At 65.5% G+C, this 18,893-nt stretch carries 3 protein-coding genes; 1 reads left to right on the top strand and 2 read right to left on the bottom strand.

What is annotated here, in order from left to right; translation table 11 throughout:
* Nucleotides 1–40: 40 nt before the first annotated feature.
* Both HU715_RS07115 and HU715_RS07110 read right to left on the bottom strand, forming a co-directional pair.
* Nucleotides 41–1,411 carry an MFS transporter gene (locus tag HU715_RS07115; RefSeq protein ID WP_186710750.1) on the bottom strand — a complete coding sequence of 457 codons (1,371 nt, stop codon included), beginning with the start codon at nt 1,409–1,411 and terminating at the stop codon, nt 41–43.
* On the bottom strand, nt 1,408–2,412 hold the full coding sequence (locus HU715_RS07110; protein ID WP_186710751.1) for a cupin-like domain-containing protein: 1,005 nt from the start codon (nt 2,410–2,412) through the stop codon (nt 1,408–1,410). Before HU715_RS07110 ends, HU715_RS07115 begins: the two co-directional genes overlap by 4 nt.
* Before the next feature lie 364 nt (nt 2,413–2,776).
* On the opposite strand from HU715_RS07110, the gene HU715_RS07105 reads away from it, so the two are divergent.
* Nucleotides 2,777–18,889 carry a non-ribosomal peptide synthetase gene (locus HU715_RS07105; RefSeq protein ID WP_217884310.1) on the top strand — a complete coding sequence of 5,371 codons (16,113 nt, stop codon included), beginning with the start codon at nt 2,777–2,779 and terminating at the stop codon, nt 18,887–18,889.
* Nucleotides 18,890–18,893: the final 4 nt, after the last annotated feature.

Here is an 18,893-nt window from a genome sequence, read left to right as displayed (position 1 = left end):
TGTCTGTCACGGGAATCAGGTACACCGGGGCCGACTGGCATTACAGAGGCTCGGCCTGGGGGTTCTCGATCATTCGCGCGACAGTCGTCGGCACTGGCGGTTCGTCCAGTCGACGCATCGGCCCGTAGAGCAAGACGCTCAACGGCAGCAGCGCGAACAACACGCCGGCTACCACGAACAGCAGCCCCACGCCGCGCCCCGGGCCCACGCCCAGCCAACGTCCAATCGAATCGGCGTAAAGACCACCGGGTACCAACGCCGGCTGAAACCAGTGGTCCACCAGGAAACCGCCGACGATCACCGCCAGGCTGGTGGTGGCGATGGTCAACATACTGATCAAGGCAAACACACTGGCGCGGCTGTCGCTGGGAATCCTGCGCATCCACAACGAGTTCACGCTGGCGTCGGCGATGCTCGCCATGGTGATTGCGACAAAGGCCAGCGCGCAGTAGGCGAAAACCTGCGAGACCAGCCCCAAGGCGACGACACAAGCCGCCAGCAACAGATCGGCCACCGCCACCAACGCCATCAACCGGCGTGGGTTGCCCATGGAGATCAGCAGCCCCGCGCCAGCCAGGCCACCCAGGGCCGCCCAGGTGTAGGCCATCCCCAACGCCTGGCTGCCCAGGGTCGACAGCAGCAACGGCGTCATCATCAGCGTGGCCAGTGACAACAGCGCCGTACGCATCATGGTGTAGACCAGCAACCCGGCCATCAGCCGCTCGGCGACAAAGAACTTCAGCGCGGCGGCGACATTCCCCAGGGCCCCGCCGAACACCGTGCCTTTGGGCGCGCTGTCCTGGCGCCCCGGCGCGCCTCGCACATGGGAGAACGCCTTGATCACCAGCAAGGTGCCGGAGCAGAAGGTCATCAGGTCCACGGCCAGAATCGTCACCAGCCCGGCACTGGCCATGATCGCCCCCGCAAGCAGCGGTGCCACCAGGGCCGAAGCGTTCTTGCTGATGCTGATCAACCCCGAGGCCCGGGTGAACTTGTCAGGGGCGACAATTGTACTGACAGCCGCTTGATAGGCGGGCTTGCGAAAGGCGCCAACAATCGACGCCAGGCAATTGAAAACGTACAAGTGCAGCGGCTCCAGCCGTTCGAACCAGAGCAGCGCCATGACCCCCAGGAGCAGCACCGCCAGGGTCACGTCGCAACAGACAATGATCACCCGATGGCTGATCCGGTCGGCCAGCCCACCTGCCAAGGGCAAGAACAACACGGCCGGCAGTGTCGCCGCCAGTACCACGTTGGCGAACGCCACCGCCGAGCCGGTATGGTTGTACACCCAGACGCCCAGGGCGAATTCCATCAGCGCCGTGCCCACCACCGCCAGCGACTCGCCGCACCAGAGGAAATAGAAACCGCGCCCCAAATCGAAACCCCGGCGGCCGCTCCCTACGCTCATGGGCGCACATCGCGAGGCGTGACGGCACCGATGAATTTGTCCAACAGCCGATAGGCCAGGGAATAGAGCACCGCGCCAAATACCAACGGCGCAAAACGGGAGAATAGATAAGTGCGCAACACCCGCCTGGCGATGGGCGAGCTGATGTTGCCGCTGACATGCAAAGGCGTCGGGAACGTCGCCGCGACGGTCGCGCCGAATTCATCATCCAGCGATTGCACCGCGTGCCACCAGTAGACCGGGATGTACAACGCATCCCCCGGCTCCACCACCGTGCGCAGCGCCCGCAAGGCTCGCGTCCCCGGGAAGCGCCCGGTGTCGATGTCGTACAGGTAGCCCGCTTGCTCGATCACCGGGCGCAAGGCTCGCCAACTGGCTTCGTCTGGCGGTAACAGCAACACTTCCTTGGCGCCGACGACCTGGGCCATGAAGGTTTCGTCGACGACATGGAAGTGCCAATCGGTATAGGAATTGCGGTACAGGAAGCTGCGATGGGGCGGATAGTGCCGGGACTTGCCCAACTGCGGCATGAACGGCAATCCACCGACATCTTCCTTCATCTGTTCGATGGCCGAGCCTTCGGAGAACCGGCAACTGTCGGCCACCAACGGTGAATCACCCACGCTCAGGTCGTCGAGGAACTGGTGGAACGGCACCTCCCGGTAGACCGTCTTGGCGTATTCGGTCAACTCGGCCTTGACCTGTGGATTGGACCAGCCGATGACCTCGGAAACAATCTGCGAGCGCACCACCACCGCACTGTTGCGCGAATGCGCCTTGAGGTAGTCCAGGCGCTGCCATTTATGGAACGCCGGCCAATGCCGTACCGCATTCTTGACCAGGCAGGGACGGTTGCGATTGACGTAGCGGCGAGTGAATTCCTCTTTGGAAATCGCCAGCGCATCGATCACTTCGACGGCGCCCGCCTGCGGGTGATTGGGGAAGCGGGACAAGCTCCAGAACTTCGTCGCTGGGTGATCCGATTCGGCGGTTAATGGCATTTTCGACCCTCGCAAGCACACACTCAGGGCCGTTGGTATAACAGACTCGCACGACCACGCCCAAGCACCGCAAAGCCCCGTTCCGCGCTGTTGTCCCTGCTTCCCATGACAGACATCCCAAGGCGGATGCTCTAGTTTTTTCTCACTTTGTGAAGGGATATCAGGCGCAGCCGAACGGCAGGACGGGGACTCTCGAAGGCTCGCAACGCAGCCCTCGCCACGCCGTCACCTCCAGCGCTTTGCGCCGCCTGCGATGTCCTTCTCCACGGCTATTGATTCCGCCGACTGGCAGTCGTCCAGGTCTCCACCACTGCCATTCGAACGGAGAAAAACCTCAATTGATTCTGCAAGCAGGTGCTCCGAAATGGATTCGTCGACCGATATGTTGCCTACCCAAGACTCCGCGTCCCACGAGCTGGCTTCCGTCCAGCAGGGTATCTGGCTGGATCAGCTCGCACACCCGGACCTGCCCTACTACAACATCGGCATGTCCCTGGAGATCAAGGGCGAGATCGACATTGCACTGTTCGAGAAAGCCATCGAGCTGGTCGCCAACCGTCACGACACCCTGCGCCTGAGCTTCAGCCATGAAGGCGGCACCGGCCGCCAACGCGTCCTGCCCGAGGTCAAGGTGAACCTGGAGGTGGTGGAGTTCTCCGAGGCCGACGCCGACGCCGGCCTGGCCATGGACTATCTGCGCAACGCCTTTCGCCAACCCTTTGAATCGTTGACGGGCCAGCTCTGGGACGCACGCATGGTCCGTTGCGGTCCGAACCGCCATTACTGGCTCGCCCGCTATCATCACTTGGTCACCGACGGCATTGGCGTGGCCCTGATCGGCCATGCCGTGGGTTCAGCCTACAACGCGCTGCTGGCCGGCAACGATGAAGTCGCCCAAGGACATTCCTACCTGTCGTTCCTGGAAGACGACCGGGCTTACCTCGCCTCGTCCCGCTATGAGCGCGACCGCCAGTTCTGGCAGGACACCTACGCCCAGATGCCTCCATCGCTGCTGCAACGCCGGGCCGATTTCAAGACCGGCCAGGCCAATGAATTGGCGCCCAGCGCCCAGGTCCAGGCGATGCTGCCGCGGGCGCTGTACAACGCGTTGACCCAATTTGCCAGCGAACGCAGCCTCTCGGTCGCTCATGTGCTGATCAGCGTGGTCGCCACTTATTTCTGCCGCACGGTCGGCGTCGATGAAATCGTCATCGGCATGCCCGTGCATAACCGGACCACGGCCCGGGCGAAAGAAACCGCAGGCATGTTTTCCTCGGTCAGCCCAATCCGCCTGCCCGTCGACTTCGACGCCTCGCTGCTGGACCTGATGCACGCCGCTGGCGGGCAATTGCGCCGCTGCTACCGTCACCAGCGTTTCCCCATCGCCGAACTCAATCGCACCCTGCGCCTGGCCCAGACCGGGCGTCGACAACTGTTCGACGTGTCACTGTCGTTCGAAAGCCTGGACGGCGACGATCAGTTTGGCGGCACCTCGTCCACGGTCATCACCATGGACAACGGCTACGAGCAGACGCCCATGGCGATCTTCGTGCGCGACTACCATCCGTTCGAAGACGTCCACCTGGATTTCAACTTCAACACCGCCTACTTCAACCTGGAAGAGGCCCGGTACCTGCAACAACGCATCGTCTCGATGCTCGAGGCGGTGCTGGAGCAACATGACACCCCCGTGGGGCATTACCCGCTCATGAGCGAGGCTGAGCGGCAACGCCTGCTGGGCGAATTCAACGCCACGGCCCGGGAATATCCACGGGACGTGTTGATCCACCAGTTGTTCGAACAGCAAGCCCAGCAGCGTCCCCACGCCTGCGCCGTACGCGGCGATGCCGGGCCGTTGCTCAGCTATGAACAACTCAACCGCCAGGCCAATCGGCTGGCCCATCGCCTGATCGCCCTGGGCGTGAAACCGGACGACCGAGTCGCCGTGAGCCTGCGGCGTGGACCGGAAATGGTCATTGCCCTGCTGGGGACGCTCAAGGCCGGGGCCGCCTACGTGCCCATCGATCCGGACCTGCCGCGCGCCCGTCAGGCGTTCATGCTCGACGACAGCAGCCCCCGGGCCGTGCTGACCAGCCAGGCGCTGCAAGACCAATTGCCAGCGTTGGATGCGCCGCTGCTGGTCCTCGATAACCCCGCACAATTGGCCGCTCAACCCGAACACAACCCGGACCCGCAGGCCATCGGCCTGGCCCCCACTCACCTGGCCTACGTGCTCTACACCTCCGGCTCCACCGGTACCCCCAAAGGGGTGATGAATGAACACCTCGGCGTGGTCAACCGCCTGTTATGGGCCCGGGACGAATACCGTGTCGATGCCAACGATCGGGTGCTGCAAAAGACCCCGTTCGGTTTCGACGTGTCGGTCTGGGAGTTTTTCCTGCCGCTGCTGGCCGGCGCAGAGCTGGTCATGGCGCGCCCAGGCGGCCATCAGGAGCCGGACTACCTGGCCCGGCTGATGCGCCAGGCCGGCATCACGCTGCTGCACTTTGTGCCGTCGATGCTCGACCTGTTCCTTGAACACCACGACGGACAGGCCTTCCCTGAACTGCGGCGCGTGCTGTGCAGCGGCGAAGCCCTGCCCCGCAGCCTGCAACGGCGTTTCGAACAGCAGTTACAAGCGGTCGAACTGCATAACCTCTACGGCCCGACCGAGGCGGCCATCGACGTGACGGCCTGGCAGTGCCGCGCCAGTGACCCCGGCGAAAGCGTGCCCATCGGCCGGCCGATCGCCAACATTCAAATGCACGTGCTCGATGGCCGTGGCGCACCACAACCCTTGGGCGTCTCGGGAGAAATCCACATTGGTGGTATCGGCGTGGCCAGGGGTTACCTGAACCAACCGCAATTGAGCGCCGAACGCTTTATCGCCGACCCGTTCAGCACGGAGCCGAACGCGCGCCTGTACAAGACCGGCGACCTTGGCCGCTGGCTCGCCAACGGTGCCCTGGAGTATCTGGGCCGCAATGACTTCCAGGTGAAGATCCGTGGCTTGCGCATCGAGATCGGCGAAGTCGAAGCAGCCCTGGCGTTGTGCCCGGGTGTTCGCGAGGTGGTGGTCATTGCCCGGGAAGACTTTCCAGGGCAGCCGGACAGCAAGCGTCTGGTCGCCTATGTCTGCGGCGAACCGATCCCGGCGGAACAACTGCGCAGCACCCTGCTCAAGCACCTGCCCGAATACATGGTGCCCAGCGCCTTCGTCCACCTCGATGCCCTGCCCCTGACCGCCAACGGCAAGCTCGATCGCCGCGCCCTGCCGGCCCCCGGCCTGGAATCCCTGGCCAGCAAATCCTACGAAGCGCCCCAGGGCACCACCGAAATCGCCCTCGCCGAGATCTGGAAAGACCTGCTGCAACTGGATCAGGTCGGCCGCCACGACGGCTTCCTCGAACTCGGCGGCCACTCCCTGCTGACCGTGCAGTTGCAGGCCCGCTTGCACCAGGACCTCGGTGTCGAGATCGACCTGCGTACCCTCTTCGCCCAGGCCTCGTTGAGCGAACTGGCCCAACGCGTGGATCAGGCCGGCCAATCCCAGGTCCAGCCCATCGAAGTCGTGTCCCGCGACCAGGCGTTGCCGCTGTCCCTAGCCCAGCAACGCCTGTGGTTCCTCGATCAACTGGATCACGCCGCCAGCGTCGCCTACCACATGCCCGCCGCGCTGCACCTGCGCGGCAACCTGGATCGCAAGGCCCTGCAACAGGCCCTGGACCGCATCGTCGCCCGTCACGAAAGCCTGCGCACCACCTTCGAACGCCGTGACGGCGAAGTCCGCCAGCGCTTCGCCGCCGCCGACATCGGCTTCGCCTTGCAGGAGCACGACCTGCAAGCCCTGGACGCCGACGCCCGCCAAGCGGCCGTGAGCCAACTGACCCAGGCCGAAGCCCGGGACGCCTTCGACCTCAGCCAGGGCCCGCTGATTCGCGGCCGCCTGCTGTGCCTGGCCGAAGACGAACACATCCTGCTGGTGACCCAGCACCACATCGTCTCCGACGGTTGGTCGGTGGCGGTATTGATCGGTGAGTTCAACGCCCTCTACGCCGCGTTCAGCCAGCAGCTCGACGACCCGCTGCCGCCCCTGGCCCTGCAATACGCCGACTACGCCAGCTGGCAACAGCAGCACCTGCAAGGCGAACGCTTGCACGCCCAGGTCGATTTCTGGAAAGCACACCTGGACGGCGCCCCGGCGTTGCTGGAACTGCCCAGCGACCACCCACGCCCGCAAGTGCAAAGCTACCAAGGCGCCGCGCTGGCCCTGCAACTGCCCGCGCCACTCAGCGCCCGCTTGCGCCGCTTCAGCCAGCAACAAGGCCTGACCCCGTTCATGACCTTGCTCGGTGCCTGGTCGATCCTGCTCTCACGCCTGAGCAACCAGCCGCAGGTGGTGGTCGGCACACCGGTGGCCAACCGTCCACGGCGGGAAACCGAGGCCTTGATCGGCTTCTTCGTCAACACCCTGGCCCTGCGCATCGACGTCCAGGCCCACAGCCGCGTCGAGCAGTTGCTGGCGCACATCAAGGCCTCCACCCTCGACGCCTACAGCCATCAGGACCTGCCGTTCGAGCAAGTGGTCGAAGCCCTGCAACCGGAACGCAGCCTCGGCCACAGCCCGTTGTTCCAAGCCATGTTGGTGCTGGGCAACACACCACGGGACCAGGCCCTGGAACTGCCGGGCCTGAGTTTGACGCCACTGCCCCAGCCAACCGGCACCACCCAGTTTGACGTGAGCCTGTCCCTCAACGACGACGGCGAGCACATCAGCGGCCAGTTCGAATACGCCACCGACTTGTTCGATGAAAGCACCATCGCCCGTTGGGGCCAGCATTTGCTGCACCTGCTCGATGCCATGCTCGACGATGCCACGCAGCCGCTGGCGACCTTGCCGTTGCTGGATAACCTGCAACGTCGCCAATTGCTCGGCGTTTTCAACCAGACCCACGCCCCCTTCCCCGAAGGCCGGCTGGTGCATGAATGGTTCGAGGAGCATGCACAAGCCCAGCCTCAGGCCCTCGCGGTCCAGGCGCAGGGCTCCTCGCTCAGCTATGCCGAACTCAATGCCCGGGCCAACCGCATCGCTCACCGCTTGATCGCCGCCGGCCTGCGCCCGGATGAACGCGTGGCGCTGCTGGTGGAACGCAGCCCCGAGATGATCATCGGCATCCTGGCCATCCTCAAGGCCGGTGGTGCCTACGTGCCGCTGGACCCGAACTATCCGCAGGATCGCTTGCAGCACATGCTCAGTGACAGCTCGCCTCGGGTACTGCTCAGCCAAGGCCGGCTGGCGGAACAATTGCCACCGCTGGAAATCGCGCAACTGTCGCTGGACGACTCGGCCGAAGGCGACGACCACGACCCACGGGTCGAAGGCTTGACCTCCCGGCACCTGGCCTACGTCATGTACACCTCCGGCTCCACGGGCAAACCGAAAGGGGTGATGCTCGAGCACCGTTCGGTGTGCAACCAGATCGGTGCCCTGCAAGAACGCTATGGCCTCAACCCTCGCGATCGCGTCCTGCAATTCGCCACCATGACGTTCGACATGTCGGTGGAAGAAATTTTTGGTGCACTGCTGTCCGGCGCTACCCTGGTGCTGCGCAGCGATGCCTGGATCGCCGGCACCGCAGCCTTCGCCACATTGTGCGAACAGCATGGGATCACCGTCGCGAACCTGCCGACAGTGTTCTGGCAACAGCTCAGCCGTGATCGACATGTGCCGCTGCCGACCTCGTTGCGCCAGTTCATGATCGGTGGCGAAGCGGTGGGCAAGCAGGCCGTGAGCCAATGGTTCGCCCGTGCCGGCCATCGCCCGGCGCTGTTCAATGCCTACGGCCCGACCGAGGCCACCGTGAACGCCTCGATCCGCCTGATGGAAAGCGACCACGACGATTTCCGCTCCATCGGCAAACCGGTGCGCAACACCCAGCTGCATGTGCTCGATGCCAGCGGCAACCTCGTCCCGCTCGGCGTTGCTGGCGAGATTCACATTGGTGGCGTCGGTGTCGCTCGCGGTTACCTCAATCGCCAGGCATTGACGGCCGAGCGTTTCATCGCCGACCCGTTCAGCACCGACCCGGACGCCCGTCTGTACAAGACCGGCGACCTCGGCCGCTGGCTACCTGACGGTACCCTGCAGTACCTGGGCCGCAATGACGACCAGGTGAAGATCCGCGGTTTCCGCGTGGAACTGGGTGAGATCGAAGCCCTCCTCGCCGGCTGCGCCGGTGTGCGTGAAGCGGTGGTGGTGGCCCAGGAGAGCCAACCGGGTCAATCGGACAGCAAGCGCTTGATCGCGTACCTGTGCGGTGAACCGGTGCCGGTGGAGCAGTTGCGCAGCGTATTGCTGGCGGCCCTGCCCGACTACATGGTGCCCAGCGCCTTCGTCCAACTCGAAGCCCTGCCGTTGACGCCCAACGGCAAGCTCGACCGCCGCGCCCTGCCCGCACCGGGCCAGGAAGCGTTCGCCAGCCGAGCCTACGAGGCCCCACGGGGCGAGGTCGAACAAATTGTCGCGACGGTCTGGCAAGACCTGCTGGGCATCGAGAAAGTCGGTCGGCATGACCGTTTCTTCGAACTCGGCGGACATTCGCTGCTGGCCGTGAGCTTGATCGATCGCCTGCGCCAACAGGGCCTGAGCGCCACGGTGCGCACCGTGTTCACCGCCCCCAGCCTGCGGGAGATGGCCCAGGCCTTGAATCGCAGCGATGAGCCCTTGTTCCTGGCCCCGGCCAACCGCATCCCGGCCGATTGCACGGCGCTGACACCGGACATGCTGCCCCTGGTGGAACTGACCCCGGCGCAACTGGAACGGATCGTGAGCGCCGTGCCTGGCGGCGCCGCCAACGTACAGGACATCTACCCCCTGGCCCCGTTGCAACAGGGCATCCTGTTCCATCATTTGCTCGGGCACGAAGGCGACGCCTACCTGGTGCGCTCGATGATCGAGTTCGACAACCGCCAGCGCCTCGATGCCTTCACCGCCGCCTTGCAACAGGTGATCGACCGCCACGACATCCTGCGCAGTGCCGTCCATTGGGTCGGCCAGCCACAAGCGGTCCAGGTGGTGCAGCGCCAGGCCGCGCTGCCGATCCAACCCCTCACCCTGGCGGCCGATGAGGACCCGCGCGCGCAACTGGAGCGCTTGAGCGATCCACGCCACCTGCGCCTGGATCTGCAACAGGCCCCGTTGATGCGCGCCTGCATCGCCCAGGATCCGCATTCCGAACGCTGGTGGCTGGCCCTGCTGGACCACCACATGATCAGCGACCACGTGTCCCTGGGCATCGTCCTCGAAGAAATCCAGCAACTGATGCAGGGCCAGGGCGCCCAGCTGCCGGCGCCGATGCCTTATCGGGAGTTTGTCGCCCAGGTGCTCGCCACGCCGCCCCAGGCCCATGAGGCCTATTTCACCCGGCGCCTGGCCAGTGTCGAGGAACCCACCGCACCGTTCGGTGTGCTGGACGTCCAGGGCGATGGCGCCCAGGTGGTCGAAACCAGCGTGCGTCTGGACCGCGACTTGAACCTGCGGATCCGCGCTCAAGCGCGCCTGGCCGGCGTGACACCGGCGGTGCTGTTTCATATCGCCTGGGCCCAGGTGCTCGGGCGCTGCACCGGCCGCGACGACGTGGTGTTCGGCACGGTGGTCGCCGGCCGTCTGCAAGGCTCGCTGGGCGCCGACCGGGCCCTTGGTGTATTCATCAACACCTTGCCGGTGCGGGTACGACTGGCCGGGTTTGGCGTCAGTGCGCTGGTGGACGAAACCTACCGCGACCTCAGCGAACTGCTCGCCCACGAACAGGCCTCCCTAGCCCTGGCCCAACGTTGCAGCGGTGTCGGCACGGGCCTGCCGCTGTTCACCACGCTGCTCAACTACCGCCATCAGACCGACGGCGGCTCGCTGGCCGACGAAGACCAGGTCTTGGCCTGGGACGGCGTGCGCTTCCTGAGCAACGAAGCCCGCACCAACTACCCGATCGAAGTGGCCGTGGCGGATGAAGGCGACGATTTCTCCCTGACCGCCCAATCGATCACCGGTATCGACCCGCAACGCATCGCCGATTATCTCGCCCACGCCGTGGGCGCATTGGTCGAAGCCCTGGAACAGGCCCCGGAACGCCTCGCCAGCCAACTGGACGTGCTGCCCGCCAGCGAGCGGCAATTGCTGCTGACGGACTTCAACCGCACCACCAGCGATTTCGGCGCCGCGCAACCGATCCATCACCTGTTCGAAACCCAGGTCCAGGCCGACCCCGACGCCGTGGCCCTGGTCTGCGAAGAACAGCAACTGACCTACCGCCAGCTCAATCGCCGCGCCAACCACCTGGCCCGGCAGTTGCTCGCCCTCGGTGTCGAGCCCGACCAGCGTGTCGCCGTCTGTGCCGAGCGCAGCCTGGACATGATCGTCGGCCTGCTCGGCGTGCTCAAGGCTGGCGCCGCCTACGTGCCCATCGACCCGGCCCATCCCGCCGAGCGCATGGCCTTCATGCTCCAGGACAGCCAACCACGGGCGCTGTTGACCCAGTCAGCCCTGTCGTTGCCAGCGGGCGAGCTCCCGCTGCTGTTGCTTGATACCCGCGACTCGCTGCTGGCCGCCGATGATCCGGACTTCGATACCAACCCGCAGGTAGCGGGCCTCACCGCCGAACACCTGGCCTATGTGATCTACACCTCCGGTTCCACCGGCCAGTCCAAGGGCGTGATGGTCGAGCACCGTTCGGTGTTCAACTTCTGGCACGTGCTCAGCCGCACCACCCACCAGCACTGCCCGTCCCCGGCCACCGTGGCGCTGAACGCCGGGTTCTTCTTCGACATGTCGATCAAGGGCATCTCGCAGCTGTTCTCCGGCCACCGGCTGGTGATCATCCCGCAGCTGATCCGTGCCAGCGGCCATGAACTACTGGACTTCCTCGAACAGCACCAGGTGCACGCCTTCGACTCCACGCCATCGCAGCTCGACACCCTGCTCGCCGCCGGCCTGCTGGAACGCAGCCGCTACCAACCGGTGAGCGTGCTGCTCGGCGGCGAGGCGATCAATGCCGCGACCTGGACGAAGTTGCGCGACTGCCCGAGCATCCGTTTCTACAACATGTACGGCCCGACCGAATGCACGGTGGACGCCACCATCGACCTGATCCGCGACCTCGGCGAACGCCCGAGCATTGGCCGGCCGATTGCCAACGTCCAAGTGCATGTGCTCGATGCCCGTGGGGAACCGACGCCGTTGGGCGTGACTGGCGAGCTGCACATTGGCGGCGCCGGCGTGGCCCGGGGTTACCTGAACCGAGCGGAACTGAGCGCCGAGCGTTTCATTGCCGACCCGTTCAGCACCGCGCCGAACGCACGGCTGTACAAGACCGGCGACCTCGGTCGCTGGTTGGCCGACGGCACGTTGGAATACCTGGGGCGCAATGATTTCCAGGTGAAGATCCGTGGCTTCCGCATCGAGCTGGGGGAGATCGCGAACGTCTTGCTCGGCTGTGCCGGTGTCACCGATGCCGTGGTGATCGCTCGCGAGGACAATCGCCTGGTGGCGTACCTGTGCGGTGAACCGGCCAATGCCGAACAACTGCGCAGCACCCTGCTCAAGCACCTGCCCGAATACATGGTGCCCAGCGCCTTCGTCCACCTCGATGCCTTGCCCCTGACCGCCAACGGCAAGCTCGATCGCCGCGCCCTGCCAGCCCCCGGCCTGGAATCCCTGGCCAGCAAAACCTACGAAGCACCCCTGGGCGACACCGAAGTCGCCCTCGCCGGTATCTGGAAAGACCTGCTGCAACTGGATCAGGTCGGCCGCCACGACGGCTTCCTCGAACTCGGCGGCCACTCCCTGCTGACCGTGCAGTTGCAGGCCCGCTTGCACCAGGACCTCGGTGTCGAGATCGACCTGCGTACCCTCTTCGCCCAGGCCTCGTTGAGCGAACTGGCCCAACGCGTGGATCAGGCCGGCCAGTCCCAGGTCCAGCCCATCGAAGTCGTGTCCCGCGACCAGGCGTTGCCGCTGTCCCTGGCCCAGCAACGCCTGTGGTTCCTCGACCAACTGGATCACGCCGCCAGCGTCGCCTACCACATGCCCGCCGCGCTGCACCTGCGCGGCAACCTGGATCGCAAGGCCCTGCAACGGGCCCTGGATCGCATCGTCGCCCGTCACGAAAGCCTGCGCACCACCTTCGAACGCCGTGACGGCGAAGTCCGCCAGCGCTTCGCCGCCGCCGACATCGGCTTTGCCTTGCAGGAACACAACCTGCAAACCCTGGACGCCGACGCCCGCCAAGCGGCCGTGACGCAACTGACCCAGGCCGAAGCCCGGGACGCCTTCGACCTCAGCCAGGGCCCGCTGATTCGCGGACGCCTGCTGTGCCTGGCCGAAGACGAGCACATCCTGCTGGTGACCCAGCACCACATCGTCTCCGACGGTTGGTCGGTGGCGGTGTTGATCGGCGAGTTCAACGCCCTCTACGCCGCGTTCAGCCAGCAGCTCGACGACCCGTTGCCGCCCCTGGCCCTGCAATACGCCGACTACGCCAGCTGGCGACAGCAGCACCTGCAAGGCGAACGCTTGCACGCCCAGGTCGATTTCTGGAAAGCACACCTGGACGGCGCCCCGGCGCTGCTGGAACTGCCCAGCGACCACCCACGGCCGCAAGTGCAAAGCTACCAAGGCGCCGCGCTGGCCCTGCAACTGCCCGCGCCACTCAGCGCCCGCTTGCGCCGCTTCAGCCAGCAACAAGGCCTGACCCCGTTCATGACCTTGCTCGGTGCCTGGTCGATCCTGCTCTCACGCCTGAGCAACCAGCCGCAGGTGGTGGTCGGCACGCCGGTGGCCAACCGTCCACGGCGGGAAACCGAGGCCTTGATCGGCTTCTTCGTCAACACCCTGGCCCTGCGCATCGACGTCCAAGCCCACAGCCGCGTCGAGCAGTTGCTGGCGCACATCAAGGCCTCCACCCTCGACGCCTACAGCCATCAGGACCTGCCGTTCGAGCAAGTGGTCGAAGCCCTGCAACCGGAACGCAGCCTCGGCCACAGCCCGTTGTTCCAGGCCATGCTGGTGCTGGGCAACACACCACGGGACCAGGCCCTGGAACTGCCGGGCCTGAGTTTGACACCGCTGCCCCAGCCCACCGGCACCACCCAGTTTGACGTGAGCCTGTCCCTCAACGACGACGGCGAGCACATCAGCGGCCAGTTCGAATACGCCACCGACTTGTTCGATGAAAGCACCATCGCCCGTTGGGGCCAGCATTTGCTGCACCTGCTCGATGCCATGCTTGACGATGCCACCCAGCCGCTGGCGACCTTGCCGTTGCTGGATAACGCGCAGCGCCGGCAACTGCTGGAAACCTTCAACCCGGCCAGTGTTGCCTTGGACGAAAGCCCGAGTCGCTTCCCTCACGCCGTGTTCGAGGCCCAGGCGAGCCTGACCCCGGATGCCGTGGCGCTGGTCTGCGCCGGCGAGTCCTTGAGCTACGCCGACCTCAACGCCCAGGCCAACCGCGTCGCCCACCGCTTGATCGCACTGGGCGTGCAGCCCGACGACATCGTCGGCCTGTGCGCGCGCCGCAGTCCGCACATGCTGGTCGGCCTGTTGGGCATCCTCAAAGCCGGCGCGGCCTATCTGCCGCTCGACCCACAGTACCCAGCCCAACGCCTGGCCCACATGCTGGCCGACAGCAAGCCGCGGGCCCTGGTCCACCCATCCGGCCTGGACGAACTGCCGGTGCCCCAAGGCCTGGCGACGCTGGAACTGGGCAGCGCGGCGTTGGCCCAAGCCCCGACTCACAACCCTCAAGTGAAAGGGCTGAATTTCAGTCACCTGGCCTACGTGATCTACACCTCCGGCTCCACCGGCTTGCCCAAAGGCGTGATGGTCGAACATCGCGGCTTGCGCAACCTGCTGGACTGGTACCTCGAAGACTTGGCCTTCCATGCCGGCGACGCGGTGCTGCTGGCGTCCTCCTACAACTTCGACCTGACCCAGAAGAACATCCTCGCGCCGCTGATGGTCGGGGCCACGCTGCACCTGGCCGCCGAACCCTTCAACCCCGGCGCCATCGTCGCGCAGGTTGCCGAGGCCGGGATCAGCCACCTCAACATGTCGCCCAGCGCCTTCCACGCCTTGGTGGACGCCGATCAACAGCAAGGCCTCGCCTGCCTGAAACGGGTAGTTCTCGGCGGAGAGCCAATCCAGGTCGCCATGCTGGAAAAACTCCCCCAGCCACGGCCGACGGTGATCAACAGCTACGGACCCACCGAGTGCAGTGACGTGGTCGCCTGGTACACCGCCGACAGCGACCTGGCGACCTACCGACACCAATCGATCCCGATTGGCCGGCCGATCCGCAACCTGCAATTACATGTGCTGGACGCTCACGGGCAATTGCTGCCAGTGGGTGTACCCGGCGAAATCCACATCGGCGGTGTCGGTGTGGCTCGGGGTTACCTCAACCTGCCGCAGCTCAGCAGTGAGCGCTTCATCGCCGACCCGTTCTATGGCAAGGCCGACGCGCGTTTGTACAAGACCGGTGACATCGGTCGCTGGTTGCCGGACGGCACGTTGCAGTACCTGGGACGCAATGATGACCAAGTGAAGATCCGTGGCCTGCGGGTCGAGCTGGGGGAAATCGAAGCTGCCCTCGCCGCATTGGCGGGTGTGCGCGAAGCCGCAGTCGTCGCCCGCGATCATCAATCTGGCCAGCGCCTGGTGGCCTACTTGTGTGGCGAACCGGCCGCCGCCGGGCAACTGCGTGACGAACTGCTCAAGCGCCTGCCCCAACACATGGTGCCCAGCGCCTTCGTCGTGCTGGACGCCTTGCCGCTCACGCCCAATGGCAAGCTCGACCGCCGTGCCCTGCCTGAACCGGACCAGGACGCCTACGCCAGCCGGGCCTATGAGGCGCCCGAGGGCCGCGTTGAATTGATCATTGCCGGGATCTGGCAAGCCCTGCTGGGCGTCGAGCGCATCGGTCGCCATGACGGCTTTTTCGAACTGGGCGGGCATTCGCTGATGGCCGTGAGCCTGATCGAACGCCTGCGCGAACAAGGCTTGAACGCGGACGTCCGCGCAATCTTCAGCACCGCGTCCCTGGCCGAGCTGGCCCAGGCCTTGACGCATGCGCCAAGCCCGGCGTTCCAGGCACCGGCCAACCGCATTCCCCCTGACTGCACAGCCCTGACCCCGGACATGCTGCCGTTGGTGGTCCTGACCCCGGATCACCTCGAACGTATCGTCGACGCCATCCCTGGCGGTGCCGCGAACATCCAGGACATCTACCCCCTGGCACCGCTGCAACAGGGCATCCTGTTCCATCATTTGCTCGGGCACGAAGGCGACGCCTACCTGGTGCGCTCGATGCTCGAGTTCGATGACCGCCAGCGCCTCGATGCCTTCACCAACGCCTTGCAACAGGTGATCGATCGCCACGACATCCTGCGCACCTGCGTGCATTGGGACGGCTTGCCTCAACCGGTGCAGGTGGTACAGCGCCAGGCACGCTTGCCGGTGCACAGCGTTTCCCTCGACAGCCACCAGGACCCGCTCAGCCAGCTCGAAGCCCTGAGCGACCCACGGCAACTGCGCCTGGACCTGCGCCAGGCGCCGCTGATGCGTGCCTGCATTGCCCAGGATCCGCATTCCGAACGCTGGCTGCTGGCGCTGCTCAACCATCACATGGCCAGCGACCACGTGACCCTGGAGATTGTCCTGGAAGAAATCCACGCGATCCTCCATGACCAAGGCGAGGGCCTGGCGGCGCCACAACCCTATCGCGACTTCATTGCCCAGGCCCAGGCCATCCCGGCCGACATCCATGAAGCCTATTTCAGCCGCCGCTTGGCGGAGGTGGATGCACCCACCGCGCCCTTCGATCTGTTGGAGGTACAAGGCGACGGCCGCCACATCGAAGAAGCCAGCATGACGTTGAGCGTCGAGCTCAACCTGCGCCTGCGGGCACAGGCCCGGGAGCGCGGCATCACCCCGGCGACGCTGTTCCATGTCGCCTGGGCGCAGGTACTGGCCCGCTGCACCGGACGCGACGACGTGGTGTTCGGGACCGTGGTCGCCGGTCGCCTGCAAGGCTCGGCCGGTGCCGAGCGGGCGTTAGGTGTATTCATCAACACCCTGCCGGTGCGCGTGCCATTGACCGCCGGCGCCCACGAACAGGTGCTGGCCACTCACCGCGACCTGGTCGAGCTGCTGGCCCACGAACAAGCCTCCCTGGCCCTGGCGCAACGTTGCAGCGGCGTGCCCAGCGCCTTGCCGCTGTTCACCACGTTGCTCAACTACAGACACCAGCGCGACGACAGCCAGTTGCAATGGCCGGGCATGCGCATCCTCGACAGTGCCGAGCGGACCAATTACCCGCTGACCTTGTCCGTCAATGACTACGGCGATGCCCTCGGCCTGACCGTGCAAAGCGTGCGGGCGGTGGACCCGCAGCGTATCTGCGCGCTGATGCAACGGGCCCTGGAGCAACTGACCCAGGCCCTGATGTACACGCCACGGATCCCGCTCGTGCAACTGGACGTGCTGCCGGCCCAGGAGCGCACCCTGCTGCTGGACACCTTTAACCGGACCGAGGTGGATTACCCGACTGGCCTGTGCATTCAGCAACTGTTCGAAGAGCAGGTCCGCCGCACGCCGGATACCTGCGCGTTGCTCGACAGCCGCCAATCCCTCAGTTATGCCGAGCTCAACGCCCAGGCCAACGGCCTGGCCCAGCAGTTGATCGCCGCTGGCGTCCTGCCGGGGGATCTGGTGGCCATCTGCGTCGAACGCGGCGTGGCGATGATCACGGGCCTGCTGGGGATTCTCAAGGCCGGTGGCGCCTACGTGCCGCTGGACCCGACCTACCCCGCCGAGCGCCTGGCCGCGATCATCGAGGACGCCAGGCCGCGCCTGTTGCTGGCCGACCCGGTCGGTCGCGCGGCCGTGGGCACCTTGCAGGAAGGCACTCGCTACCTGGCCATCGAGCGGGCACTGGCAACGTCATCGAGCAACCGTGATCCGCAACCCGACAGCGTCGGCCTGACGCCAGAGCACCTGGCCTATGTGATTTACACCTCCGGCTCCACCGGCAAGCCCAAGGGCGTGATGATCGAACACCGCAACCTGGTGAGTTCGACGCTGGCCCGGGGCACGGTGTACGGACCGGCGACCGGCAAGCGCTTCCTGCTGTTGTCGTCGATTGCCTTCGACAGCTCCGTGGCCGGGGTCTTCGGTACGCTGGTCAGTGGCGGCACCTTGTGCATCGCGGATGCCGACACTGCTCGCGATCCCGACGCCATCGCCCGTTTCATTGGCGAACAGGGCGTCACCTCGCTGCTGTGCGTACCGTCCCTGGGCCGCCTGGTGCTGGCAAGCCTTGGCAGCGGCAACGGCCATGGCAGCCTGCAAGAAATGATCGTCGCCGGCGAAGCCTGCCCGGCGCAATTGGTGCAGGCCTGTACCACGCTGGAACCGGCGATCGCCTTGTACAACGAATACGGCCCCACCGAAGCCACCGTCTGGACCACGGTGCATCGCTGCACCGCCGAGGACCTGGGCACGGTGCCCATCGGGCGAGCGATTCCCAACAGTCGCTTGTATGTGCTCGACGAACAGCGCCAACCGGTGCCGCTCGGCGTGCCGGGCGAGCTCTACGTGGGCGGCGCCGGGGTTGCCCGTGGCTACCTGGACCGGGCGGCACTGAACGCCGAACACTTCCTCAGCGACCCGTTCGCCCCGGGCGACGAGCCGCGGATGTACCGCACCGGCGACTTGGTGCGCCTGCGCGCCGACGGGGTGGTCGAGTTCCTCGGGCGCAACGACCAGCAGGTCAAGATCCGTGGTTTCCGTATCGAACCCGGTGAAATCGAGGCCCTGATGCTGACCCTGCCAGGGGTGCGCGAGGCGGCGGTCATCGCCCGCGAAGACACACCGGGGGCCACGCGCCTGGTGGCTTACCTGAGCGTCGAACCGCACCTGGCCGGCCGCAATGCCAGCAGCACGCTACGACCCTACCTGACCTCGCAATTGCCGGACTACATGGTCCCGGCGGCGTTCGTAGTCGTCGAGCATCTGCCACTGAGCCCCAACGGCAAGCTGGACCGCCGCGCCCTGCCCGCGCCCGGCAACGACGATTTTGCCCGCCGTCAGTACGAAGCGCCCAACGGCGAAACCGAGACGCTGCTGGCACAGATCTGGACCGATCTGCTGGGCCTGGAACGGATCGGCCGGCACGACGACTTCTTCGAACTCGGCGGTCACTCGCTGCTGGCGGTGCAAGTCACGCTCCGGGCGCGAGAGACCTTCGGCGTCGAAGTCCCCCTCAGGGGGCTGTTCGAACACCCGTCGCTGCTGGCCCTGGCCGACCTGATCAACACCTTGCAACTGGCGCAGTACGAGTCGGATGAATTGCTCGACCTGCAACAAGAAATGGCTTCGCTGTCAGAAAGCGAACTGCTCGCTATCGTCTCCAAGGATGCTTAATAAA

It is taken from the genome of Pseudomonas zanjanensis, assembly GCF_014268745.2.
Taxonomy (GTDB): domain Bacteria; phylum Pseudomonadota; class Gammaproteobacteria; order Pseudomonadales; family Pseudomonadaceae; genus Aquipseudomonas; species Aquipseudomonas zanjanensis.
Note: the sequence above shows the minus strand (reverse complement) of the source record. Positions and strands in the feature narration are given on the sequence as shown.

What these genes read in the sequence shown, in the direction of transcription:
- HU715_RS07115 (WP_186710750.1), bottom strand. Translation starts at nt 1,411, where the DNA reads ATGAGCGTAGGGAGCGGCCGCCGGGGTTTCGATTTGGGGCGCGGTTTC.
- HU715_RS07110 (WP_186710751.1), bottom strand. Translation starts at nt 2,412, where the DNA reads ATGCCATTAACCGCCGAATCGGATCACCCAGCGACGAAGTTCTGGAGC.
- HU715_RS07105 (WP_217884310.1), top strand. Translation starts at nt 2,777, where the DNA reads ATGGATTCGTCGACCGATATGTTGCCTACCCAAGACTCCGCGTCCCAC.